The organism is Pseudomonas sp. EA_15y_Pfl1_P101 (genome assembly GCF_963970835.1).
GTDB classification, from domain to species: domain Bacteria; phylum Pseudomonadota; class Gammaproteobacteria; order Pseudomonadales; family Pseudomonadaceae; genus Aquipseudomonas; species Aquipseudomonas tritici.
In genome coordinates this window covers 82939-106233 of sequence record NZ_CAXAPA010000011.1, presented here as the reverse complement: position 1 = coordinate 106233, position 23295 = coordinate 82939, and the positions used below count along the sequence as shown (strand labels likewise).

Below are 23295 nucleotides of genomic sequence, written 5' to 3'. Positions count from 1 at the left end.
TCAGGCGGGATTTATGGACAGCAACAACGAATGGCGCGAGCGGCTCTACGTCATAATTTTTCAAAGTGACACCAAGGCCGGGCGGCTTTTTGACGGCATTCTGCTGCTGGTCATACTCGCCAGCCTGGTGATCGTGATGCTCGACAGCATCGACCAGATCCACCAGAACTACGCTGACGTGCTGGCCTATATCGAGTGGGGGTTTACCCTCATCTTCCTGATCGAGTACGGGCTGCGGCTGTATTGCTCGCCCAAACCCTTGCGCTATGCCTTCAGCTTTTATGGGCTGGTGGACCTGCTGGCCATCGTGCCCGGCATCCTCGCGCTGTATTACAGCGACGCGCAGTACCTGCTGATCATCCGCATCATCCGGATGCTGCGGATTTTCCGCGTGTTCAAGCTCAGCCCGTACCTCAAGCAGGCCAATTACTTGATGGCGGCGCTGCGCGGCAGCAAGCAGAAGATCGTGGTGTTCCTGGTGAGCGTGTGCACGCTGGTCACGGTATTCGGCACCTTGATGTATGTGATCGAAGGTCCGGAACACGGCTTTACCAGCATCCCCAAGGGTATCTACTGGGCCATCGTGACGCTGACCACCGTGGGCTTTGGCGATATCGTGCCGACGACGCCGCTGGGCCAGGTGATTTCGTCGCTGGTGATGATCACCGGTTATTCGATCATCGCCGTGCCCACGGGTATTTTCACCGCCGAACTGGCGAGTGCCATGCGCGGCGAACAGCTGCAGACCGACTGCCCGGTGTGCAAGAAAGACAGCCATGAGCCCAACGCCGCGTTCTGCTCGCGGTGTGGGAGTCATCTTTTTCGTAAAGTGGAATAAGCAAAGTGCGTTTTAATCTTTAAACGTCTATGCGACGCCAGCTATAGTCACTGGCAAAATGCCCTCACGCACACAGCAACCTTCTCGAACAACAAGGAATGAGCAGTGAAAAAACTCGTTAGCGCCTCTCTTCTGGCCGCCGGCCTTGTCCTGGCGGGCGCCGCACAGGCTGCCCCGGTCACACTGCTCAATGTCTCCTACGACGTGATGCGCGATTTCTACAAGGACTACAACGCCGCCTTTCAGAAACATTGGGAAGCCGAGCACCCAAACGACAAGCTGACCCTGCAGATGTCCTTCGGCGGTTCCAGCAAACAAGCGCGCTCGGTCATCGACGGCCTGCCGGCTGACGTAATCACCATGAACATGGCCACCGACATCAACGCACTGGCAGACAACGGCAAATGGGTGCCGGACAACTGGGTCACCCGCCTGCCGAACAACAGCGCACCGTTCACCTCCGCCACTGTATTCATCGTGCGCAAAGGCAACCCAAAAGCCCTGAAAGACTGGCCGGACCTGCTCAAGGACGGCGTGCAAGTGATCGTGCCCAACCCGAAAACCTCGGGTAACGGCCGCTACACCTATCTGTCGGCCTGGGGTTATGTGCTGAAAAACGGCGGTGATGAAGAGAAGGCCAAGGCCTTCGTCGGCAAACTGTTCAAACAGGCGCCTGTGCTGGACACCGGGGGCCGTGCTGCTACCACGACCTTCATGACCAACCAGATCGGCGACGTGCTGGTGACCTTCGAGAACGAAGCTGAAATGATCGCCCGTGAATTCGGCCGTGATCAGTTCGAAGTGATCTACCCAAGCGTCTCTGCCGAAGCTGAACCGCCGGTGTCGGTGGTCGACAAGGTGGTCGAAAAGAAAGGCACCCGCGTGGCGGCCGAAGACTACTTGAAGTACCTGTGGTCGCCGGAAGGCCAGGAAATCGCGGCGAACAACTACCTGCGCCCACGTGATCCGAAAGTGCTGGCCAAATACACCGACCGCTTCCCGACAGTTGACTTCCTGTCGGTGGAGAAGACCTTTGGTGACTGGCGCACCGTGCAGAAGACTCACTTTAATGATGGTGGGGTGTTTGACCAGATATATTCCGGTCAATAAGCCCTGGTTCAAAAGCCCCTGATTTCAGGGGCTTTTGCTTTATGCAGGGATACACCACACACCCTCACTGCCTGTACCCTTCCTGGGAAACGGCGCATCGACTTCAAACCCAGCCCCCTTCAACCGCAGTCGCCCGGCCGGACCATTTGGGAACTCACTCGCGGTGATGGGCACCACCACAAAGCCACTCTTCTCACCGCAGGCCTCGCTGACGGCCAGTGCTACCGTGGCACGATCAAACGTGACACGACCTTTTGATGGTGAGAACTGTGCCGAGAAATCCACGAGCATCTCGTCGGGCGCCTCTTCAACCTGATAGCTGCCGCTCATGCTGATAGACCCGGCCACAGCGCTCATGGGGACCATGAGGCGTACCGTGTCGGGGTGCTTCAACTGTGCAATGACAGGATCAATGACCTGCGCCAGGTGCCGATTGCGCTCGCTGATCTCCTCGGCGATCCGTCGATTCAGCGCTGCATCCGGCACATCGACGCTCTGCCTCACGTTCGCCAGCAAACGTTGGACGGGAGTTTGCCCCTCGATGATTGACTGCCACCCATTGGCGTCCAGACGGTCCAGGATATAAATGGCCAATGCGCCCAACGCGTAGCTTTCGCCATCCAGAGACAAGGCTGCAGCGCTCGGGAAGCGTGCCATCACGCCTTGCGCCCAGGCCTCAGGCTCATCTGCAGCAACACTCGCAAAAGTCCGAGCAAGCCCTTCTATGTATTCGGCGGTGCCTTCGAGAATGTCGTAGTAGCGAATTTCCTGAGCCTCCAGGGCAAACTCGGTCTGCCAACGGTCATGCCAATAGCGCGCCTTGCCCAACGCCTGGGGATCACCTTGCAGCGACGCATGTAAGGCGTTGATCACGTGTTGCCGGTACTGCCTGGGCTGGGCCTGAAGAGGATAGCGCCCGGCGCGCGAGCCCGAAATCAATTGCCAACCGGCCTGACCAAAGAAATGAAAGGCTTCATGGGTTGCCAGTGCAAACAATGCTGGTACTGCGCCGGGGTTGTTGAGTATGTTGCGCGCTTCAACCTCCGGCAAGGTTTGACCCAGGCCCATATAGACGGTGGGTTGCCCTTCCCACAGCAGTTCCTTGAAGGATTTGTAATCCGACGAAAAACCAAGCGCGTGTACAGGTCCCGCCGCAATCGCCCGATAACCGTTTGCATCGATCAACCAGGCCGAAACGCCGTCGTACACCAGAATCTGCGCTTGGGCATAAAATCCGGTCTGGCCTTTCAGGCGCTCCATTGTCGCCAGCCTCGGCCAGGCGGATGCGGTAGCCGCGGCCATCCGCTCGACGTAAACCGTGTGAGTGATCGTTTCGAGCTGTTTTTCAGCGGCGACTGTGATGACCGGTATGAGCAGGCAAAGCATCAACATCTGGATAATCCGCATAGTGAGGTTCCTGTCTTGATTCAGCCTGCGAGCGTGCATGCGTCGAATCTACGACAGGCAGCCCCTGCGGCCTTGCCAGACAAGTCCTGTAACTGCGTCGGAACCAGCCTATATGAAAAAGCCAACTACATAGGGGGTGTTACGCCATCTTTGCCGGCCGAGATGGCCTGGGCAGTGACCGTCCCATCCGCCCCCTGCGCCGCAAACAACACCACCTTCACCCCCGCCTTGAGCAAGCTGCGATCGCCGGCTTCCAGGTTGACGATCGGCACCCCCTCCGGCACCACGATCTTCTTCTCGCCGCCTTTGTACTTCACGGTCAGGGTACGGCCGTTGCTGACCACCAAGTCGCCAACGGTGCCGTTGGTCATGCTGCTGCCTTCTTTCAAATCAAACGCGCGGTGCCCGTCGCCCGTACCGGCCATGGCCGGTGGGAACACATGCACTTCAAGCGCAGTCAACGTGCCATCAGCATTGGGCATGGCCGCCGAACCGATGTAACTGCCAGGCTTGATCTCGTCGATCCTGGCCAGGGTGACTGCGCGTACTTGAGTGGCCTGTGTCAAATGCACCGTGACGTCTTCGCCGCTATTGACCTTGACGTGCATCGTATCGCCGTCTATGGCGGTGATGGCGCCGCGCACGCCCACGCGCGGGGCCTCGGCAGCCTGGGCCAGCCCTACGGCCATAGCGGCGGCCAGCGTGGAAGCCAGGAGCATCTTGTTCAACGTGATCTTCATCGTAATGGATTTCCTGTTTCGGCGGTTGTTTCTGAATGTATCATTCCCCTTCACACAGAAAGTTAACGATTCACTCATCATTACCGAGCATGAGTGTTATCACTGCCACCAGCCTACCCAGGCTACGGTGTTGTCTTTAGGCTCGCTCCACTTCCTTCGCTGTTATGAGAACACCATGAACGCTACTTCCCACGCTACAAGCACCATGACCCGGAGCATGGTGATGCTGTTTGCGTTTTGCTGCGGCGCCATCGTCGCCAACATCTACTACGCGCAACCGATCATCGAACTGATCGCGCCGGACATCGGCCTCACGCCTGCCATGGCCAGCCTGATCGTATCGCTGACGCAAATCGGCTACGCCCTTGGCTTGTTTTTCCTGGTGCCCCTGGGCGACCTGCTGGAAAACCGCAAGCTGATGATCGCCACTACCGTGCTCGCTATCGCCAGCCTGCTGGGGGCAGCGTACACCGAACAACCCAACCTGTTTTTGCTGGTGTCGCTGCTGATCGGCTTCAGTTCGGTGTCGGTGCAGATCCTGATCCCGCTGGCCGCGCACCTGGCGCCCGCCGAGTCCCGTGGCCGTGTAGTCGGCAGCATCATGGGTGGCCTGTTGCTGGGTATCCTGCTGGCCCGACCGGTGTCCAGCGTGGTCGCGGATCACTTTGGCTGGCGCGCAATGTTCATGGCGGCGGCCGCGTTGATGGCATTTATCAGCGTGGTGCTGATGCTGACCATTCCTAAACGTCAGCCGGATCACTCCGCCAGCTATGGCCAATTGCTGGGTTCTTTGGGCACCTTGCTGCGTCAGCAACCGGTACTGCGCCAACGGGCGTTCTACCAGGGCTGCATGTTCGCCACCTTCAGCCTGTTCTGGACCGCCGCCCCACTGGAGCTGGCACGCAACCACGGCCTGAGCCAAAGTGAAATCGCGCTGTTTGCCTTGGTCGGTGCCCTGGGTGCCATCGCCGCGCCTATCGCAGGTCGCCTGGCCGACGCCGGCCATACCCACCGTGCTTCGTTGCTGGCCATGCTATTGGCCGCGCTGAGCTTCCTGCCAGCCTTCGTACATCCGTTGTACAGCGTCATCGGCCTGGCCGTGACCGGCGTGGTCCTGGACTTCTGCGTGCAGATGAACATGGTGCTTGGCCAACGCGCCATCTACGCCCTCGACGCCAACAGCCGCAGCCGACTGAACGCGCTGTACATGACCAGCATCTTCATCGGCGGCGCCTTCGGCTCGGCGATTGCCAGCAGCGTGTATGAACACGGCGGCTGGCTGGGCGTGATGCTGGTGGGCAGCGCGTTTCCGCTGCTGGCGCTGTTGCGGTTCCTCAGCGCTTCGCGTCAGGCCATGGCCGCCACCGCTTGAGTGACGGGTTCAAGGCTGGTTTTTCCCCGCGGATGCCTGGCCGGACGGCGACGTTATCAGGCTTAATCAACTGCGAGAAAAACGCTAACAGGGTGATGGCAAACATTTGGATCAAGCCGGCGGCGCCTTCCAGTGTCTTATCCTGCAACGGGGCGGGTGCAGGGGCAGGCGTAGGCATAGGCATAGGCATAGGCATAGGCATAGGCATAGGCATAGGCTGGACTTTAGGTGTCTCGCCGCCCCCCTGCACGTCGGCTGACTTGATCTCCCCTTTGCTCTTGACTACCAGGTCCGCGTTGCCCGTGCCTTTCAGGTCAATAGCCAGGCTTGAGAGGCCCGTACTGGGGTCATGCTTGAGCATCGCCTCACCCGCTCGCCCGGTGAAACGGTCAGTAAAAACCAGGGCCCCCACACCCGCGTCCTTTATGGCGCCCGAAACGTCGATCTTATCGGTGCCGCTGGTGAAGTCCTCGATCATGTCAGGGTCGGATGGCGTGGAGTCGCCGGCCTTGTCGTAGACAAAGGTGTCTGCGCCGGCACCGCCTCTCAGGGTGTCGCCCTTCCCACCCCCCTTGAGCCGATTACCGGCTTCATTCCCCGATATCGTGTCCCGGCCAGAGCCGCCAATCGCGTGTTCAATCGTGCAGCCCTTGGCAATGGACACACTGCCCTTCAACCCGCCTACGTCAGAAAACGATTCGGCATTCAGGTTGATGTTCTGGTCCTGAGAAAACCCGGAGAAATCCAGCGTGTCGACACCACCACCGTCCCAGACACAGAACACGGGTTTGTCCGTGGCCTTATTGAGACTCATCGCCTCCCGCTCGGTATTGGAATTGAAGCCATAGGTGGTGTCGGTGTTACGGGTTTGGTGGTTGGCCCCGTACAAGCGTTGCGCCGCCGCGATATCGTCCATCATCGGCGCAGAGGGGTTCTGCCGCTTGAAGTCGTGCCCCTTCTGATTCTTCTCCGACCAATAACTCATCACCGTGCGCGCCTTTGTGTCCTCGGCGTAGACCGCGCCGTTCTGGTAATTGGAGCCACCACCGTTGTAGTTCCCCGGATGGTGCAGGCCGATGGCGTGGCCCACCTCATGGATCGCAGTGACGGAAAAGTGACTGCCCAATGCCGGTGACCCGCTCTCTCTAAGCGTGCCGATCGTGGCAGATGTGTTGGAAGTGGAGCGACCGGGAAATGTGGCAACCCCGCGATCACCGCGAGGGTTATTGCGGATATTGAGCGTGCCGTCCGAGTTGCCTGACTGCTCGCGAAAATTGATATTGGCTACGTCCTGCCAGGACTGCACCGCCTGGCGGACGCGTTGCTGCTGTGGTTTAGTGAAACTGTTGTCCACCGTGTAATTCACGTCGACCTTCGAGTCGCCATTACGGTCATGAAATCGCAGGTTGTCCCGTGTGATGTGTTTGGCTGCCTGGTCCGTGGCGTAAGACGGCTTGTTACCAGCCCTCGCACCAAACGGGCCGAGGTCCGATACTGGTAGGTTGTGAAGAGGAATAACACTACGCAGGTCATAATTGTTCATTGTGCGGCGCCTTTGGTTTTAATAAATAGGGCCGGCCAACGGATCGTCGGCCAACCACTCCAGAGGTAAATTCGCACGTTGAAAAATCTGATACCAACGCAGATTTGGTTCTAATCGCAACACTTGCGCGCCTCGAAATACGGGGCGAAACAACCAAGAATTCATTTGCAAATTAAACACTCAACAACACAAATGCCCGGGCGATATCGAGTTGTTTTTACAAGAGAAAAACAAAATCTAAACAAGCAATGCTTGCTCAAGTACGCCGTTTTTCCAGCGCTCAGGACACATCCATTAACCCTTCCGCAGGACCGCACCAGCTTCTCAAGCGCAGCATCTGCCAGGAAGGAAGAACGACTCTTGACCTTATGCTCACGCACATACCGGTCGATGCGCTGGATGACATAACCTGGCAAAGTCACATTGGCCTTCTCGGTCTTGCCCAGATAGGGCGAGATGTCCAACTCCAGCATCCCCAGCCCATTCCCGCGTAGTCGTCGTGCGCGTGATAGTTGGCCACCGACGTTGGCATCGGTATCGGCCCGCCCTCTGCGGCGATCTCCTGCAACAGGATGTGGGCGACTTCCACAGCGGCGTTGTAGGCCTCTTCAAAACTGTCCCCGGCGGTGACTGCGCCCGAGATATCGGGGATCTGGATACCGGTGGCGGTAAAGTCATCGCCCCATTCGATACAGATTGGTTACTGCATGAATATTCTCCTTAAAACTCAAACAGGCCGGCGCGTTTCCTGATGCTTCTGAAGGTGCCCAGCGGCAGGTCCTTCTTGGGAGGCCTCGGTGGCGACTGCCTGACGCGCCTGACTACCTGTCAAAGCCCGTCTGCCAGAAATGGCGGACGGCTTTAATGAGGCATCAGTCCCTGGAAATCGACCGAGTATTGAATCAGTGCGCTTCGTTGCAATAACATCAAGTACGCTCGGATAACTGCCGATCATACTTTCGGTTCAACTTCATACCTACAATATCTCCACCCCGTATTACGTGAGGGCTATTGACAATAAAATCACTGCATTTATCTCCATCCAAGTCAACGTCCACCCAGTACCGGCCATCACAGTTTGATTTCATGATGACCGTCTCACCAGCTCTCCCTGTAAACTTATCTACCTGCGTCAGCGAAACACCCGATTTTTCAACCACCTTGGTTAAATCAATTTTATCCTTGCCACTTGTGAAGTTCTTTAAGCGGTTGATTTTTTGACAGTTCGATTTAGAAGTAGAATCATACGTGAACGTCTTGCCACCCCTATCGTCTTTTGTTTTGTCATCTCTTCTCGTTCTTGGCGGATCTGGCTTTGGCTTTGGATCAGGTTCTGGAACTGTAGTCAAATCGGGTTCATGCTGAATTGAAGTGGATGGCTCGGGGTTGACCATCAGGTCCTTGTAGTGAATTTTTCCATTACTTTTCACCAGAAAATCGGACTTGCCATTACCTGTCAGATCAAGAGCCAGGCTTCCCTGACCAGTGCTGGCATTGTGGCTTAATACTGCCTCGCCAGCCTGGCCACTGAATTGGTCAACAATCCACAGAATCTTCACAGCAGCACGCCTCAATGGTTTGGATATGTCGATTCTGTCAGTGCCACTGACAAAATCCAGAATCCAATCAGAGGACTCAGCCGTGGAATCTGCCACGCTGTCATAGGCAAAGATATCCGCCCCGCCGCCGCCCTCAAGCTTGTCCGCTCCGGCCCCACCCTTGAGGCGATTGCCTACCTGATTTCCGATCAATGTGTCATTACCAGAGCCACCAACAGCGTTTTCCAGCCTCACACCTTTTGCGATGGAGACGTTGTTCTTCATGCCTCCCACATCCGAAAACGATTCGGCATTCAGATTGATTTTCTGTTGCTGGTGAAAAGCGGAAAAGTCCAGGGTATCAACCCCGCCAGCGTCCCATACACAGAAAACAGGTTTGTCTTTAGCGCTGTTGAGGCTGTAGAAGTCTCGACCGGCATTGGAATTGAAGCCGTAGGTAGTGTTGTTTTTTCGAGTGTTGGTATTCGCACCGTACAATTTTTGTACCGCAGCAATATCATGCATCATGGGGGCCGAGATTTTTTTCCCTTTGTAAGGATGATCGCCAAAAGAAGCATCGTGGTAGCTCATGGCGGTATAAGCGGTTGAGTCCTCCCGATAACGCGGTCCCGCTCCGTGAGGATGCTCCAGACCGATAGCATGACCAATTTCATGGACAACCACACTGTCAAACACGGTCCCATGTTCCAGCTTTCCATCAGTTCCGCCAGTACCAACGTTGACCGTGCCGCTCCTCATGTACTCATTGGGCAGGCTCGCGACGCCGCCGGCGTATCCAGGTATGGCTGAGATATGGAGGGAACCATCAAGCCCCTTGGTATTTTCTACAAAGTTCACGTTGGTCACCTCTGCCCAAGAGTGAATGTCCTCCCGGATTCGTCGCTTCTGATCAGGGGTGAACTTTGGATCCAAGGTATAGGAAAGGTCTACTTTCTTGTCTTTATTTCGACCCCTCCATATATAACCTCCACGTGTAAGATGTTTCGCCGCTTTATCCGTCGCATAGGAAGGTTTGTTAGCGCCTGGATTAATAGCGTGAAATTCTAAAGCGCTGGCATTGTACGGAACGGTGGAAATACTTGGCGTCTTCATGGGCAGCTCTCTAGCTTTTATAAGGCCTGACATAATTACTTATACTACGCACCTGAATTACGACTGAGTAAGCAGTGCATGCCAGAGCAAAATCGCACACAAAAAAACACCAAACAAGCACTGGTTTCATACCAATTGAAACGCTGAAAATACGGCCTAAAAAAACTAACAACCCCTCACACTAAACCATAAAGCTCGACTATATTTTCGTTTTATGAACGCACTAACTTCTCCAACGCCGCATCCGCCAGAAATGACGAGCGGCTTTTAACCTTGTGCTCACGCACATAACGATCGATGCGTTGAATGACGTAACCGGGCAAGGTCACATTGACCTTCTCGGTCTTGCCCAGATAGGGCGAGATGTCCAACTCCAACATCCCCCAGCCCATTCCCGCGTAGTCGTCGTGCGCGTGATAGTTGGCCACCGACGTTGGCATCGGTATCGGCCCGCCCTCTGCGGCGATCTCCTGCAACAGGATGTGGGCGACTTCCACAGCGGCGTTGTAGGCCTCTTCAAAACTGTCCCCGGCGGTGAATGCACCTGGAATATCGGGGATCTGGATACCGGTGGCGGTGAAGTCATCGTTCCATTCGATACAGATTGGGTATTGCATGAATGCTCTCCTTAAAACTGAAACAAGCCTGCGCGTTTCCTGATGCTTGTGACGGTGCCCAGCGGCAGGTCCTTTTTCGGATGAGGTACTGGAATCGTGTACGGGTTATAGCGATGGGTAAAAATAGGATGACTGCCCGTGACCCGATCCAACACCCAACCTGCCTCTTGCAGTTCCTTGATCAATAACCTGCTTTGCACCTCAGCCTCCTTGGCTTGGCCCGAATAAAAATAACCCTAGAGTTATCTTTACTCAAGCACAAAATACGTAAGGCTGACTGGCAGTTTTTTTGCGGGATGTTGAAAGCCAGCTTTACGAGCTAACCGGCGCGGCGTTGAACCTGGGGATACGGCCATTGAGGGACGGCCAGTAGCCTTGCTGGCAAGCGTGCTCGAGCACGGCCGGCTGACGACGCAGCAATTGCACAATGGCCTGCGCGGCAATAGTCAGCGCGAGCGTCTGGCCTGGGCACTGGTGGCGCCCCAAGCCAAAACTGAACAGCCGTCGCTGCGGGCGTTCAAGCACAAAGCTATCGGGCTGCGAATGTGCATCGCTGTCGCGGTTGGCGGACGCCAACAGGACTAAAACAGTGTCCCCCGCCTCCAGTACCCAACGGCCAATCGTGCAGCGCCGTGCCACGAATCGCCGCGTGTTCTGCACGGGCGAGTCGAAGCGCGCCACTTCTTGCACCAGTGCGATCGCCACTGTGGGCTCACGCTTAACCCGTTCAACCAAGTCAGGTCGTCGCGCAAGTAACACCAGCGAATTACCAATCAGGCCAGCGGTTGCTTCACAGGTCTGCGACAACAACCCAATCAGGTTGGCAGACATCACCTCGGCGTCTTTCCAATCGCCCGCGCGGATAGATGACAACAACACCGTTTGCTCAAGCACCCCGCTGAACATCTGCCTCAGCTGTGATGCCCCGGCATCGGCGTTGCGCAGTTGGGCTTCGTTGCTCAACGGCGACAGGCAGGCCACGAAGTCCCGCGTCAGGCCGGCAACGATCTGCAACTGCTCATCAGGCAAGCCCAGCAGACGTGCAACCACCGATACCGGCAAGGTGAACATCCACGCATCCAGATTGTTCACGCCGGCACTGAGCTGCTCCACGTCGAGGGCTATACGTTGCGCATCCAAAGCGGCCAACGCAGGCTCCATCACCGCTCTTGGGCAGCGATGGGCCACGCCTTCATTCATGCGCATCAGCCGAGCAAATACCTGGCCCGCCACTCGTTGTGCAATCGCGGCCGGAACCGGCTCATGCAGCGGGCGTACGCAGCAGTCAGGATGCGCCAAAACGGCCTCGACCGTCTTCGCGCAACTGGCTATCCACAGCCCGAGGTCGGTATCGAACAGCAGGCCGGCATTGCGCCGCAAGCGAGCGTAGTAATCATAAGGGTCAGCATGGGTCGCAGCTTGCAGCGGTGTCATTCGGCAGGTCCTGTTCTAAAAGAACCGGTACTATCAGCCACGCCGCACGGTAACGATTCGCTCAGGAACGAAATATGAACGGCCACGACCCTGACGCCGCCCTCTCGCAAATCGCCGGCGCGATTGCAGAACCTGCGCGTACGAAAATGCTTTGCGCGTTGATGGACGGCCATGCGCGCACCAGCGCCGAAATGGCGGTGATCGCTGAAGTGAGTACCTCCACCGCCAGCGCCCACTTGGCCAGGCTCAAGGACCAGGGCCTGATCATGTTGCACACCCAGGGGCGCCACCGTTACTACAGCCTGACAGGCCCGCACATCGCCCAGGCCATCGAAGGGTTGATGGTCATCAGCCGCCACAGTGCCAACGCCTTTGTGCCGAACACCCCCACCCGCTTGCAGTTCGCGCGTACCTGTTACGACCACATGGCCGGCACGCTGGCGGTGCAGCTGCATGACCATTTCATCGCAGCGGGCTGGCTGATTGGCGAGGGTACTTACCAGCTCAGCCTGACAGGTGAAAAAGCCATGATCGACCTCGGGGTGGATGTCGCCGCACTGCGTTCACAGCGCCGGCGTTTTGCCTGTGCCTGCCTGGACTGGAGCATGCGCCGTCCGCATTTGGCGGGAGCATTGGGTGCGGCATTGCTGCAAAGCGTGATCCGCCGGGAATGGGTGACACAGGACCTGGATACCCGGGCACTCGGCTTGACGCCCAAGGGACGAAAGGCACTGGCTAGCCGATTCGGAATAGAAACCTGAATGTAGTGAGCGGGCTGTCGGGTCACTACCAGCGATGTATCAGCAACATCTTCGCTGGCAAGCCACCTCGGTCATGCGCATGCCGAATGGCCATGATCCAGGCAGCACAGCAAGCGCTCGACCGTATGCTCCAACGGGCCGGAGTTATCCAGCACGAACAACCCTGGGCCATTGCCGGCAATCAGTTCGGCAGTGAGTTGCGCATTGCGCGCCAGGCGCGCTTCGATATCTGCCAGAGCTTCACGCCCCCGCGCGACCAACCGCTGGCGCAATATGGCTTGATCAACCGTCAGCAGCAACACCAGCAAGGTGGGATAGCGCTCACGGGTTTGCGCCAAGTGAGCACGGGAGCCGTTGACCAGTACGTCTTCGCCTGCGGCCAGCCAGTCGTCGATTTCCCTGGGAATGCCATAGCACAACCCATTCGCCTGCCAACTCAACGCAAACGCGCCCGCCGTTTCCAGCGCTGCAAATTGCGCCGGGCTAACACCTTGCGCGGCCTCGCCCACCGCTTCCGCCGAACGGGTGATGACGCGGCGCACGATGCGGCAACCGCGCTCGACCAAACGCGGTCGTGCGGCATCCAACAGGCTGTCCTTGCCCGAACCCGATGGTCCGATGAGATAGATCAACCTGCCTGCCATCAACACACCCTCTTTGCTGGTCGCCGGTCCCAGGTCAGTGGGCCGGCGGGGCCACATTACCCGAGTGCGACCCGTTCGCCATCTGGTATTTCGTTGTTATGACAGTAGCGCACTAGATGGAAGCGCTGAGCCATCGTTAGGACCTGCCCTACACAGATTTCGGGTTGTGTCCGATCAACCTCGCCGCTTCTCTTCGCCGGGCGCTGCAAAATCAGCGAACGGGTGTGGTAGCGAGATGGAGGTGCTCATTCATAGGAGCTTCGTCATGAAAAAAGTCACGCCTAACCCCGCGCCATCCACTTCGGATGCCCCCCAAAAAAAACACGCCACCAACGTAATCTTCATCGTCCGCCCCGGCCTCAGCACCGAAGCTGCCCTGAGCAATGCCAGCGAGCTGCTTGAATCGGCGACTGTCTGTGCGTACGACTGCGCCGAGCATTTGGATGGCTCGGGCCGTAAACAGGTGTTGGCGGTGGTGCAGATGATCGAGATCGCGCAGTTGTTGGTGGATGAGGCGCTGAATCGGGAGTGTCCCGTGGCCTGACGGCCTGAAATGATTGTTCCCATGCTCTGCGTGGGAATGCCGCCTGGGATGCTCTGCGTCCCTAAATTGGCGTAGGGCTTGAGCCTTGCACGAGGTGACGCAGAGCGTCACGGGATGCGCTACCACGCGGAGCGTGGGAACGATCAAAAAAAGGCGACCCGAAGGTCGCCTGTTGTCATTGCGCGTAGTGCTTGCTCAACCCCGGCGGCACGCCCTGCACGTCGGTCTCTTCCCACGGCCCGTTCGGGCTGATGGAGCGGCTCCAGCCGTTGCTCCAGCGGTAATACGTGCGCTGGCGGTAGAAGGTGTCGGGCTGCTCTTCCAGCACATACACCTGCATCTTGCCGTCCCAGTGGCTGGCGGCGCCTGGAGGGGGTGCGAAGGTTGGCGATTGGGTTGGCACTGGCTTCGGCGGCGGGGTCACCGGACCGGAAGGTTTGGTGCCTGGCTGGGTAGACGGGCCCGACGATGGGATGGTCGGGCCGGTAGGCGCAGGAGGTGGCCGGTGGACCGCGCAAGCGCTCAGGCCCAATACCAGGCTGAGCAGGGTGATGCGTGCGAGTGCGGTCATAGGCGTTTCCTCAAGTTTACTTATCCGGACTGTCGATGGTCAGCTGCTGCAGCGCAGTGGTGCTGCTGGCCAGGGGTTGGCTGCGGCCGATCCACTCGCCAGCGGTCGGAAGACCTGCCCGGGATATGCGCGCAACCAGTTGGACTTCAGGGAAGTTCGACAGTTTCAACTGCGGCATCATCGCGTCGGCATCGCCCAGTTCGACGGTGATCGGCAGTTCGGCGACGGTGACGCGCTTGGCTGCCAACGGTGCCGGCGGACCTTTCACGGCGCGGGCGAAGATGAATACGCTGTCGGTTGGCAGCGCCTTGGCCTTCACCTCGGCGGACACGTCCACCCGGACTTTCATCACGGATTTTTGAGGGGCGACGGTGCCGCCGCTCTCTTTCAGCTTCTCGGCCGCACGGTCAATGCCGCCCTGCAGCGCCGCACGGGAATTGTCTCCCGGCGGCAGTTGCGCCAGCAGACGGTTCCAGTAATCGATCGCTTCCTGATAACGCTGGCCTTCAAACGCCGCGATACCCAGCAGGCCAAGGCTGGTGACTTCCTTCGGGTCAAGCTTCAACGCTTCGTCAGTTAGCGCCTGGACCTTTGGCGACCACTGTTTATTGTCGGCAAAGTACTGGGCCTGAGCCCACTGCCCGAGCAGTTCCGGCTGGCGCCCGGCCAATGCCACGGTGCGTTCGAAGACTTTCGCGGCATCGGCGGAACGCTCCTGAGCCATGTAGGCGCGACCGAGGAAATACAGGCCTTGCGCCGAATCAGGCTGCGCGGCCGCGGCGCGCTCCAGGCGCTGGGTCATGTCTTCCATGGACACCGGCGGCTGGGAGAATTCGCGGGTCAGCTCGACCTTGTCGCTCGCGCCATAATGCAGGTACAGCGCAACGCCCAGGACAGGCACCAAAAAGGCCGCCAGAAATGGCAGCGGTTTGCCCAAACGCGATTCGCGAGGTTTTTCCACGCCTTCGGTGTCAGCCAACAATTCGCGAGCAGCCTCGGCACGGCCGCTGTCGAGTTGCGCGGCATTCAGCACGCCTTCGTCCTGCTGCACTTGCAGCTCGGCGACGCGTTCCTGATACAGCGCCACGTTCAGCGCGGTGCGGTCCTCTTCACGCTGGGCACGGCGGCCACGCAACACAGGGATCAACAGGAAACTCAGGGCAATCAGTAGCAGCAAGCCGGCTGCGAGCCAGAAATCAATCATCAGTCTTGGTGTCCAGCAAGTGGTCGAGACGTTTACGCTCTTCAGGGGACAGCGCGTCGGAACCATCGGTAGGCGCGGCGCGGCGGCGGCGCACGATCACGGCCATCACCACCACGCCGGCCAGCAACAGCCCGGCGGGGCCGAACCAGAGCAACGCGGTCTTGCCGGTAAGGGCCGGTTTGTAGCGCACGAAATCACCGTAGCGGTCGACCATGAAGTCGATGATCTGCTGGTCGTCCTTGCCCTCCCCCAGCATGCGGAAGATCTCTCTGCGCAGGTCGGTGGCGATGGGCGCGTTGGAATCGGCGATGTCCTGGTTCTGGCATTTGGGGCAGCGCAGTTCCTTGGTGAGGTCGCGGAAACGCTCACGCTCGGCGTCGTTGGCGAATTCGTAGGTGTCGATGGCGGCGTGGGCCACGCCAGCCAATCCCAGCGCCAGAACAGCGGCGGCTAACAAGCGCTTCATGGCTTGGCCTCATCGACCAGCGCCTGGTACTTGGCGGCCAATTGTTCGCGCCAGACCACCTCATCGATCACACCCACGTATTTGTCGCGGATCACGCCCTTGGCATCGATGAAGAAGGTTTCCGGGGCACCGTACACGCCAAGGTTCAGGCCGAGGTTGCCGTCTTCATCACGGATATCCAACTGGTACGGGTTGTGGAACTCGGCCAGCCACTTCAAGGCCGCTGCGTTGTCGTCCTTGTAGTTGATGCCGTAGATCACCACGCCCTTCTCGGCCAGAGTGTTCAGCACCGGGTGTTCGACGCGGCACGAGATGCACCAGGTGCCCCACACGTTGACCAATGCCGGTTTGCCCAGCAGGTCGGCCTGGGTCAGGGTCTTGTCGCCCTGCACCGTCGGCAGGCTGAACGCGGGGAACGGTTTGCCGATCATTGCCGAGGGCAACTCGGCCGGGTCCAGGTACAAGCCACGGTAAAGGAACACCGCCACCACCAAAAACAAAGCCAGCGGCACAACCATCAACCAACGCTTCATACCGCCGCTCCTTGCAGGCCGAGCGCTTCACGCACCCGGCTCTTGACCTTGACCCGATAACGCCGGTCCAGCGCGGCGAGCAAACCACCGAAACCGGTGAGCAAACCGCCGAACCAGATCCAGCGCACGAACGGTTTCACATGCACGCGCACCGCCCAGGCACCCTCGCCCAGCGGTTCACCCAGTGCCACATAGAGGTCGCGGGTGAAACCGGCGTCGATCCCGGCTTCGGTCATCATCGAACTCTGCACGGTGTACAGGCGTTTTTCCGGGTGCAGCACGGCGATTTCCTTGCCGTTGCGGACGACGCGCACGGTGCCTTTGTCTGACGTGAAGTTCGGGCCTTCAAAGTGCTTGGCGCCTTCGAAGATGAAGTGGTAACCGGCCAGGTCCATCGACTCACCGGGCGCCAGGCGCAGGTCGCGCTCGGCGCTGTTCTGGCTGGAAAGCACCACGCCCAGGGCGCAGACGGCGATACCGATGTGGGCGATCTGCATGCCCCAGTAGCTGCGGGTCAGCGTCGGCAAGCCTTTGAGCAGGCCCTTGTGGCGGGTCTTGTCGAAGATGTCGCACACGCCGGCCAGCAATACCCAGGCAGCGAGCAGGAAGGTCGCGAGCACTGCCCAGTTGAAGTCGCCATAAGCGAAGCCGGCGATCACCGCCAAGGCCACGCTGCCGAGCAACACTGGCATCAGCATGCCGGCCAGCCATTTCACCGGTGTGTCTTTCCAGCGCACCAGCATGCCTACCGCCATCACCACCATCAACAGGCCCATCAAAGGGATGAACAGCGCGTTGAAGTACGGCGGGCCGACCGACAGTTTGGCGCCACTGAGGGCATCCAGCACCAGCGGATACAGAGTGCCGAGCAGGATCATCGACGCGGCCACCACCAGCACCAGGTTATTACCCAGCAGCAGCGTTTCCCGCGACCACAGGTTGAAGCCGACCTGGCTCTTGACCACCGGGGCGCGCAGGGCGAACAGCGTGAGTGAGCCGCCCACCACAAACAGTAGGAAGATCAGGATGAACACGCCGCGCTCCGGGTCGGACGCAAACGCGTGCACCGACGTCAGCACGCCCGAACGCACAAGGAATGTGCCGAGCAGGCTGAGGGAAAACGCCGCGATGGCCAGCAACACGGTCCAGCTCTTGAACACGCCACGCTTTTCGGTAACGGCCAGCGAGTGAATCAATGCCGTGCCGACCAGCCATGGCATGAAGGAGGCGTTTTCCACCGGGTCCCAGAACCACCAGCCGCCCCAGCCAAGTTCGTAGTAAGCCCACCACGAACCGAGGGTGATGCCGATGCCGAGAAACGCCCAGGCGACGATGGTCCACGGCCGCGACCAGCGCGCCCAGGCTGCATCGAGACGCCCGCCCAGCAAGGCGGCGATGGCGAAGGCGAAGGCCACGGAGAAACCCACGTAACCCATGTAAAGCATTGGCGGGTGCACGATCAGGCCGATGTCTTGCAGCAGCGGGTTGAGGTCATGCCCGTCCACCGGGATCTGCGGCAAGATGCGCGTGAAGGGGTTGGAGGTCATGATCAGGAACAGCAGGAAACCGATGCTGATCATGCCCATCACCGCCAGCACCCGCGCCAGCATCACTTGCGGCAGTTGGCGCGAGAACACCGACACGGCGAAGGTCCAGCCGCCGAGGATCAACGCCCACAGCAGCAACGAACCTTCGTGGGCGCCCCACACGGCGCTGAATTTGTAGTACCACGGCAGCGCGCTGTTGGAGTTATTGGCGACATAGGCGACGGAAAAGTCGTCGGTCATGAAGGCGTAGGTCAGGCAGCCAAACGCGAACAGCAGGAACGCGAACTGGCCCCAGGCGGCCGGCTGCGCCAGGCTCATCCACAGGCGGTCACCGCGCCAGGCGCCAAGCAATGGCATCACCGCCTGGACGATGGCAAAGCACAGGGCGAGGATCATCGCCAACTGACCCAGTTCCGGAATAAACAGTGCGGACGTCATGGCTCAACCCTCCTTGGCAGGCATTGGCGCGGACTGGCCGCTGTCTTTCAACGCTTTGGTGACTTCTGGCGGCATGTATTTTTCGTCGTGTTTGGCCAGCACTTCATCGGCCACCACCACGCCGTCGGCGTTGAGCTTGCCCAGGGCGACAATGCCCTGGCCTTCGCGGAACAGGTCCGGGAGGATACCGCGGTAGGTGATGGTCACAGATTTGCTGAAGTCGGTGACCACGAAGGTCACGTCCAGGGAATCGCCGGAACGCTTCAAGGAGCCCTTCTCCACCATGCCGCCAGCACGGATGCGCATATCGACAGGCGCTTCGCCGTTGGCGATCTGGGTCGGGGTGTAGAACAGGTTGATGTTCTGCTGCAGAGCGCTCAACGCCAGGGCCACGGCAATGCCGACGCCAGCGAGGATGGCAAGGATGATCAACAGACGCTTTCTACGCAGCGGATTCACTTTTCGGTCTCCCGGCGCAGACGACGCGCCTCTTGTTGCAGGTAACGCTTGCGGGCCAGGATCGGCGCGGCGACGTTGAGGGCCAGCACTGCCAGGCAGATGCCATAGGCCGTCCAGACATACAGGCCGTGGTGGCCCATGGCGATAAACTCGCTGAAAGAAGCAAAACTCATCCACGCGCTCCCAGGCTGCTTTGCACTTCGGCCTTGACCCAATGGGTGCGGGCTTCACGCTTGAGCACTTCTAGGCGCATGCGCATCAGCAGCACGGCGCCGAAGAAACAGTAGAACCCCAGCACCATCAGCAGCAGCGGCGCCCACATTTCCATAGGCATCGCCGGTTTTTCGGTGAGGGTGAAGGTGGCGCCCTGGTGCAGGGTGTTCCACCACTCCACCGAGTATTTGATGATCGGGATATTGATCACACCAACAATCGCCAACACCGCGCAGGCCTTGGCGGCGCTGTCACGATTGCTGATCGCGTTGCCCAGGGCAATCAGACCGAAGTACAGGAACAGCAAAATCAGCATGGACGTTAGTCGCGCATCCCACACCCACCAAGAACCCCAGGTCGGCTTGCCCCAGATTGCGCCGGTGACCAGCGCCACGGCGGTCATCCACGCGCCGATGGGGGCAGCGCATTGCAGCGCGACGTCTGCGAGCTTCATCTTCCACACTAGGCCGACGATGCCGCACACCGCCAGCATCACGTAGCAGGACTGGGCCAGCATCGCGGCGGGAACGTGGATATAGATGATGCGAAAGCTGTTGCCTTGCTGATAGTCCGGCGGCGCGAAGGCCAGGCCCCAGACCAGGCCGATGCCGATCAGCAACACGGCGGCGATGCTCAACCACGGCAGCAGCTTGCCGCTGATGCCATAGAAGAATTTGGGCGAGCCGAGCTTATGAAACCAGGTCCAGTTCATTGCTGTTTCCATCACGGTTGCTTCTTGTCGTGACAAGAAGCGTAGGGTCTTTACTGACTGAACGTATAGCGTTCAGTCAGACCTCATTATTCGCCAACGCTAATCTTCAGGCCGGCCGCTATAGCAAAGGGTGTCAGGGTTACCGCCAGGGCGGTCAGGCTACCCAGCCACAAGAGGTAACCGGTCGCCGGCATGCCCATGAGCGCGGCTTGCAACGCACCGCTGCCCAGGATCAGTACCGGGATATACAAAGGCAGAATCAACAAGGCCAGCAACAGGCCGCCGCGCTTCAAACCCACGGTCAACGCCGCGCCCACCGCCCCCAGCAAACTGAGGACCGGTGTACCGAGCAGCAGGCTCAGGAGCAGGATCGGCAGGCATTCGGTGGGCAGGCCCAGCATCATCGCCAGCAGCGGCGAGAGCAAGACAAGCGCCAGGCCGGAAAAAGCCCAGTGTGCCAGTACCTTGGCCAGTACCAGAAGTGGCAAGGGGTGCGACGAAAGGACCCACTGTTCCAGGGAACCGTCTTCGAAATCACTGCGAAACAGTCCGTCCAGCGAGAGCAGGACGGATAAAAGTGCGGCGACCCACACCAGCCCAGGGGACAAGGTTTGCAACAGTTTAATCTCGGGGCCGACCGCCAACGGGAACAACGCGATGACAATGGCGAAGAATACCAGCGGGTTGGCCAACTCGGCCGGGCGACGACACAGCAGCCGCGCTTCGCGGGCAACCAGCAGGGCGAATACGCTCATGCCGACCACCGCCCCAGGTCCAGGTCACGGTAACCGGCGGGCTTACGCGTGAGGGTATGGTGAGTGGTGAGGATGACCAGACCGCCCCGCTCGCAGTGCTGGGCCAGGTGTCCTTCCAACTGGGCGACGCCTTGCTTGTCGAGGGCGGTGAACGGCTCATCGAGGATCCACAACGGCGGGCCGGGCAGGTACAAACGCGCCAGGGCCACGCGGCGCTGTTGACCAGCGGACAGGGTGTGGCAGGGCACGTCTTCGAAACCCTTGAGACCAACAGCGGCCAGAGCCTGCCAAATGGCATCGCGCGAAGCAGGGTGATGCAGGGCGCTGAGCCAACTGAGGTTTTCTTCGGCGGTGAGCACGTCCTTGATGCCGGCGGCGTGGCCGATCCAGATCAGGTTGCGTGCCAGTTCGGTGCGTTGTTCGTTGAGGGGCTTGCCGTTGAGGCGTACCTCGCCGGCCGTCGGCTGCATCAGCCCGGCCAGCAGGCGCAGCAAACTGGTCTTGCCGCTGCCGTTGGGGCCACTGATCTGCACCATGTCGCCGCCCACCAGCCGCAGTTCGAGGTGCTCGAACAGCAGGCGCAGGTCGCGTTCACAGGAGAGCGCTAAGGCTTCAAGAAGAGGGCTGGTCAAAAGATCGCGGGCCTTTACGGTTCAAGTCGGCGGTGCAGCGGCCGTTAAAGAGAAATGCACAATAACGGCTTCGGCGACCGATTTTAGAGAGCTGGATCAAATAGTTGTGAGGTTTTTAGCGCTCTCTTTGCAGACGGGCGGCATTATACATGTGATGCCCGACTCTAAAGAGGGCAATTTCCCCAGAGACGACGCGCGCGATGACCGGTGAGATCAACCTTCCTACGCTTCCACCTGCTACTGCGGCCGGGCCCAGCCCTGCGCCTGCGACCGGTGAATTGCTGAAACTGCTGGAGCCGCAGATCGGCCTGATCGCCCCAGGGAAAACCGCAAACGCTGAAGTGATCGCCTTGAAACAAGGCGGCGACGCCTTTCAGTTGCTACTCAAATTGACCTTGGAAGGTGGCCGTCAGACCCTGGTGCAAGCCAGCAGCACCCAGCCCTTGCCGCTGGGCAGCAATGTCGCGGTGAGCCAGACGCCCGCTGGCAACCTGACCCTCAGCCTGCAGCAGGCCTTGAGCGCGAATGTCGCCGCCCTCACCCGCATCGATACCCACCAGACGCCAGTGGGCACGCTGTTGCAGGCCAAGGTGCTGACCACCCAAATGCTGCCCCAAGGCACGGCGCAACCAGCGATTTACCGCTCACTGGTGACCGTGCTCAACAGCGTACTGACGGGCGCCACCCTGACCGTGGAAAGCCCGCAGCCGCTGCGCGTCGGCAGCCTGCTCAGTGCCGTGGTGCAGAACGCGCAGACCTTGAGCTTTGTGCCCTTGAGCGGGCTCAAGGATCAGTTGGCCGTCACGCAGCAACTGTCGACCCAACAAAGTCGCCAAGGCTCGCTGGATGCGGTGTTCACTGCGCTGCAAAACCTGCCGCGCGGCGACAGCACCTCCGCCGACCTGCGCGCCGCCGCCGACCGTTTGCTGGCCGCCTTGCCGGATTTGGCCCAGGTCAGCAATCCCAAGGTACTCGCGCAAGTCATCCAGAACAGCGGGGCGTTTCTTGAAACCAAGCTGCTCGCCGGGCAAAACCCGCAAATTCCCCCGTTGGACATGAAAGGTGCCTTGCTGCGCCTGGTCGCGGACTTGTTGCCCGCCCTGCCCGCCAGCACCAACCTGAATGCCATCCTCGCCGCCAATACCCTGGCACAGGTGCTGCCCAACTTTGTACGCAGCCCGCTGAACACCCTCGGCCAGGTCAGCGCCCGACATCTACCCGCTGGCTTCCCGCTGCCCGAACGCCTGATGGCCAAGCTGGAAGGCGAAGGCGACCTGGAAAACCTGCTGCGCCTGGCCGCCGGGGCGATTTCACGGTTGCAGAGCCATCAGCTGTCGAGCCTGGAGCAGACCGGCACCACCGCCGACGGTCGCCTGCAAACCACGTGGCAGCTGGAAATCCCTATGCGCACCCTGCAGGACATCGTGCCCTTGCAGGTCAAGTTCCAACGCGAAGAACCGGCGCCGGACAAAGACCAGCCCGAACGCAAAGACAAGAAGGACGCCAAACAGATGCTCTGGCGCGTCGAGTTGGCCTTCGATATGGAGCCACTGGGACCGTTGCAGGTCCAAGCGCAATTGAGCCAGGGCAAACTGTCCAGCCAGCTGTGGGCGACCCGGCCATTCACCGCCAGCCTGATCGAAAGCCACTTGAGCAACCTGCGCGAACGCCTGGTGACCTCGGGCCTCAACGTCGGTGACCTCGATTGCCACCTCGGCACCCCGCCGCGCGGGCCCAAAACTGGACTGGAACAACGCTGGGTGGATGAGACCGCATGAAAAACCCTACGCCACCGCGCCAAGCGATTGCCCTGAAGTACGACGGCCAGCAAGCACCTACCCTGACGGCCAAGGGCGATGATGCCCTGGCCGAAGCGATCCTGAAGTTGGCGCGTGAAAATGAAGTGCCCATCTATGAAAACGCCGAGTTGGTGAAGCTGCTGGCGCGGATGGAGCTGGGGGACAGCATTCCCGAGGAGTTGTACCGCACAATTGCCGAGATCATTGCGTTTGCATGGACGTTGAAGGGCAAGTTTCCGGTGGGGTATGACCCGGATGCCGCGCCAGTGGAACGCGACGTGACCGAACGTGGGGATGACTACTGA

At 59.5% G+C, this 23295-nt stretch carries 25 protein-coding genes and 1 pseudogene; 7 read left to right on the top strand and 19 right to left on the bottom strand.

What is annotated here, in order from left to right; all coding sequences use genetic code 11:
- The first annotated feature begins 13 nt into the window (after positions 1–13).
- Positions 14–838 carry an ion transporter gene (locus AACY36_RS18465; protein WP_339414699.1) on the top strand — a complete coding sequence of 275 codons (825 nt, stop codon included), beginning with the start codon at positions 14–16 and terminating at the stop codon, positions 836–838.
- 105 nt (positions 839–943) lie between these two features.
- Complete coding sequence (locus AACY36_RS18460; protein ID WP_339414700.1) at positions 944–1948, top strand: sulfate ABC transporter substrate-binding protein; 1005 nt, start codon at positions 944–946, stop codon at positions 1946–1948.
- Between the two features lie 39 nt (positions 1949–1987).
- Here AACY36_RS18460 and AACY36_RS18455 read toward each other — a convergent pair whose 3' ends face one another.
- Positions 1988–3355 (bottom strand): hypothetical protein, encoded by a 1368-nt coding sequence (locus AACY36_RS18455; protein WP_339427791.1) that lies wholly within the window; start codon positions 3353–3355, stop codon positions 1988–1990.
- 125 nt (positions 3356–3480) lie between these two features.
- Entirely contained in the window at positions 3481–4095 is a 615-nt protein-coding gene (locus tag AACY36_RS18450) for a DUF5666 domain-containing protein (RefSeq protein ID WP_339436670.1), read from the bottom strand.
- Between the two features lie 175 nt (positions 4096–4270).
- Between AACY36_RS18450 and AACY36_RS18445 the strand changes: the two genes are divergently transcribed.
- Positions 4271–5467, top strand: a complete 1197-nt coding sequence (locus AACY36_RS18445; RefSeq protein ID WP_339414703.1) for an MFS transporter — start codon at positions 4271–4273, stop codon at positions 5465–5467.
- Here the strand turns inward: AACY36_RS18445 and AACY36_RS18440 are convergent.
- From AACY36_RS18440 to AACY36_RS18415, 6 genes and pseudogenes are all read right to left on the bottom strand, one after another.
- Complete coding sequence (locus AACY36_RS18440) at positions 5430–7010, bottom strand: M10 family metallopeptidase C-terminal domain-containing protein (protein ID WP_339497407.1); 1581 nt, start codon at positions 7008–7010, stop codon at positions 5430–5432. The two genes, AACY36_RS18445 and AACY36_RS18440, sit on opposite strands and share 38 nt — an antisense overlap.
- A gap of 161 nt (positions 7011–7171) precedes the next feature.
- Positions 7172–7653: pseudogene (locus tag AACY36_RS18435) on the bottom strand (type II toxin-antitoxin system HicB family antitoxin).
- A 283-nt stretch (positions 7654–7936) separates the two neighbouring features.
- The gene (locus AACY36_RS18430; protein WP_339497405.1) at positions 7937–9661 is read right to left on the bottom strand and encodes a M10 family metallopeptidase C-terminal domain-containing protein; all 1725 of its coding nucleotides are present in this window, start codon (positions 9659–9661) and stop codon (positions 7937–7939) included.
- Between the two features lie 212 nt (positions 9662–9873).
- Positions 9874–10278 carry a type II toxin-antitoxin system HicB family antitoxin gene (locus AACY36_RS18425; protein ID WP_339414706.1) on the bottom strand — a complete coding sequence of 135 codons (405 nt, stop codon included), beginning with the start codon at positions 10276–10278 and terminating at the stop codon, positions 9874–9876.
- A gap of 11 nt (positions 10279–10289) precedes the next feature.
- Entirely contained in the window at positions 10290–10478 is a 189-nt protein-coding gene (locus AACY36_RS18420) for a type II toxin-antitoxin system HicA family toxin (RefSeq protein WP_339414707.1), read from the bottom strand.
- 112 nt (positions 10479–10590) lie between these two features.
- Complete coding sequence (locus tag AACY36_RS18415; RefSeq protein ID WP_339414708.1) at positions 10591–11712, bottom strand: cytochrome P450; 1122 nt, start codon at positions 11710–11712, stop codon at positions 10591–10593.
- A 74-nt stretch (positions 11713–11786) separates the two neighbouring features.
- Between AACY36_RS18415 and AACY36_RS18410 the strand changes: the two genes are divergently transcribed.
- On the top strand, positions 11787–12473 hold the full coding sequence (locus tag AACY36_RS18410) for an ArsR/SmtB family transcription factor (protein ID WP_339497403.1): 687 nt from the start codon (positions 11787–11789) through the stop codon (positions 12471–12473).
- Positions 12474–12544: 71 nt separating this feature from the next.
- On the opposite strand, the gene phnN is transcribed toward AACY36_RS18410, so the two are convergent.
- Positions 12545–13117 (bottom strand): phosphonate metabolism protein/1,5-bisphosphokinase (PRPP-forming) PhnN, encoded by a 573-nt coding sequence (phnN, locus tag AACY36_RS18405; RefSeq protein ID WP_339414710.1) that lies wholly within the window; start codon positions 13115–13117, stop codon positions 12545–12547.
- A 265-nt stretch (positions 13118–13382) separates the two neighbouring features.
- Between phnN and AACY36_RS18400 the strand changes: the two genes are divergently transcribed.
- Complete coding sequence (locus tag AACY36_RS18400) at positions 13383–13661, top strand: DUF6124 family protein (protein ID WP_339414711.1); 279 nt, start codon at positions 13383–13385, stop codon at positions 13659–13661.
- 175 nt (positions 13662–13836) lie between these two features.
- On the opposite strand, the gene AACY36_RS18395 is transcribed toward AACY36_RS18400, so the two are convergent.
- The 10 genes from AACY36_RS18395 to ccmA form a co-directional block, all read right to left on the bottom strand.
- Positions 13837–14232 carry a hypothetical protein gene (locus AACY36_RS18395; protein ID WP_339414712.1) on the bottom strand — a complete coding sequence of 132 codons (396 nt, stop codon included), beginning with the start codon at positions 14230–14232 and terminating at the stop codon, positions 13837–13839.
- Between the two features lie 16 nt (positions 14233–14248).
- Positions 14249–15436: a c-type cytochrome biogenesis protein CcmI gene (gene ccmI, locus AACY36_RS18390; RefSeq protein ID WP_339414713.1), complete on the bottom strand. Its 1188-nt coding sequence runs from the start codon at positions 15434–15436 to the stop codon at positions 14249–14251.
- Positions 15429–15902 (bottom strand): cytochrome c-type biogenesis protein, encoded by a 474-nt coding sequence (locus AACY36_RS18385; protein ID WP_339414714.1) that lies wholly within the window; start codon positions 15900–15902, stop codon positions 15429–15431. The genes ccmI and AACY36_RS18385 overlap by 8 nt, the downstream gene beginning before the upstream one ends.
- On the bottom strand, positions 15899–16435 hold the full coding sequence (locus tag AACY36_RS18380) for a DsbE family thiol:disulfide interchange protein (protein WP_339414715.1): 537 nt from the start codon (positions 16433–16435) through the stop codon (positions 15899–15901). The genes AACY36_RS18385 and AACY36_RS18380 overlap by 4 nt, the downstream gene beginning before the upstream one ends.
- Positions 16432–18420 (bottom strand): heme lyase CcmF/NrfE family subunit, encoded by a 1989-nt coding sequence (locus tag AACY36_RS18375; RefSeq protein WP_339497402.1) that lies wholly within the window; start codon positions 18418–18420, stop codon positions 16432–16434. Before AACY36_RS18375 ends, AACY36_RS18380 begins: the two co-directional genes overlap by 4 nt.
- Before the next feature lie 3 nt (positions 18421–18423).
- On the bottom strand, positions 18424–18879 hold the full coding sequence (gene ccmE, locus AACY36_RS18370; protein ID WP_339414717.1) for a cytochrome c maturation protein CcmE: 456 nt from the start codon (positions 18877–18879) through the stop codon (positions 18424–18426).
- Positions 18876–19052 carry a heme exporter protein CcmD gene (ccmD, locus tag AACY36_RS18365; protein WP_049709263.1) on the bottom strand — a complete coding sequence of 59 codons (177 nt, stop codon included), beginning with the start codon at positions 19050–19052 and terminating at the stop codon, positions 18876–18878. Before ccmD ends, ccmE begins: the two co-directional genes overlap by 4 nt.
- Entirely contained in the window at positions 19049–19804 is a 756-nt protein-coding gene (ccmC, locus tag AACY36_RS18360; protein WP_339414718.1) for a heme ABC transporter permease, read from the bottom strand. Before ccmC ends, ccmD begins: the two co-directional genes overlap by 4 nt.
- Positions 19805–19890: 86 nt before the next feature.
- Complete coding sequence (ccmB, locus tag AACY36_RS18355; protein ID WP_339414719.1) at positions 19891–20559, bottom strand: heme exporter protein CcmB; 669 nt, start codon at positions 20557–20559, stop codon at positions 19891–19893.
- Positions 20556–21191: a cytochrome c biogenesis heme-transporting ATPase CcmA gene (gene ccmA, locus AACY36_RS18350; protein WP_339427789.1), complete on the bottom strand. Its 636-nt coding sequence runs from the start codon at positions 21189–21191 to the stop codon at positions 20556–20558. Before ccmA ends, ccmB begins: the two co-directional genes overlap by 4 nt.
- Before the next feature lie 200 nt (positions 21192–21391).
- On the opposite strand from ccmA, the gene fliK reads away from it, so the two are divergent.
- Both fliK and AACY36_RS18340 read left to right on the top strand, forming a co-directional pair.
- The gene (fliK, locus tag AACY36_RS18345; protein ID WP_339414721.1) at positions 21392–22969 is read left to right on the top strand and encodes a flagellar hook-length control protein FliK; all 1578 of its coding nucleotides are present in this window, start codon (positions 21392–21394) and stop codon (positions 22967–22969) included.
- Positions 22966–23295 carry an EscU/YscU/HrcU family type III secretion system export apparatus switch protein gene (locus AACY36_RS18340; protein ID WP_269133304.1) on the top strand — a complete coding sequence of 110 codons (330 nt, stop codon included), beginning with the start codon at positions 22966–22968 and terminating at the stop codon, positions 23293–23295. The genes fliK and AACY36_RS18340 overlap by 4 nt, the downstream gene beginning before the upstream one ends.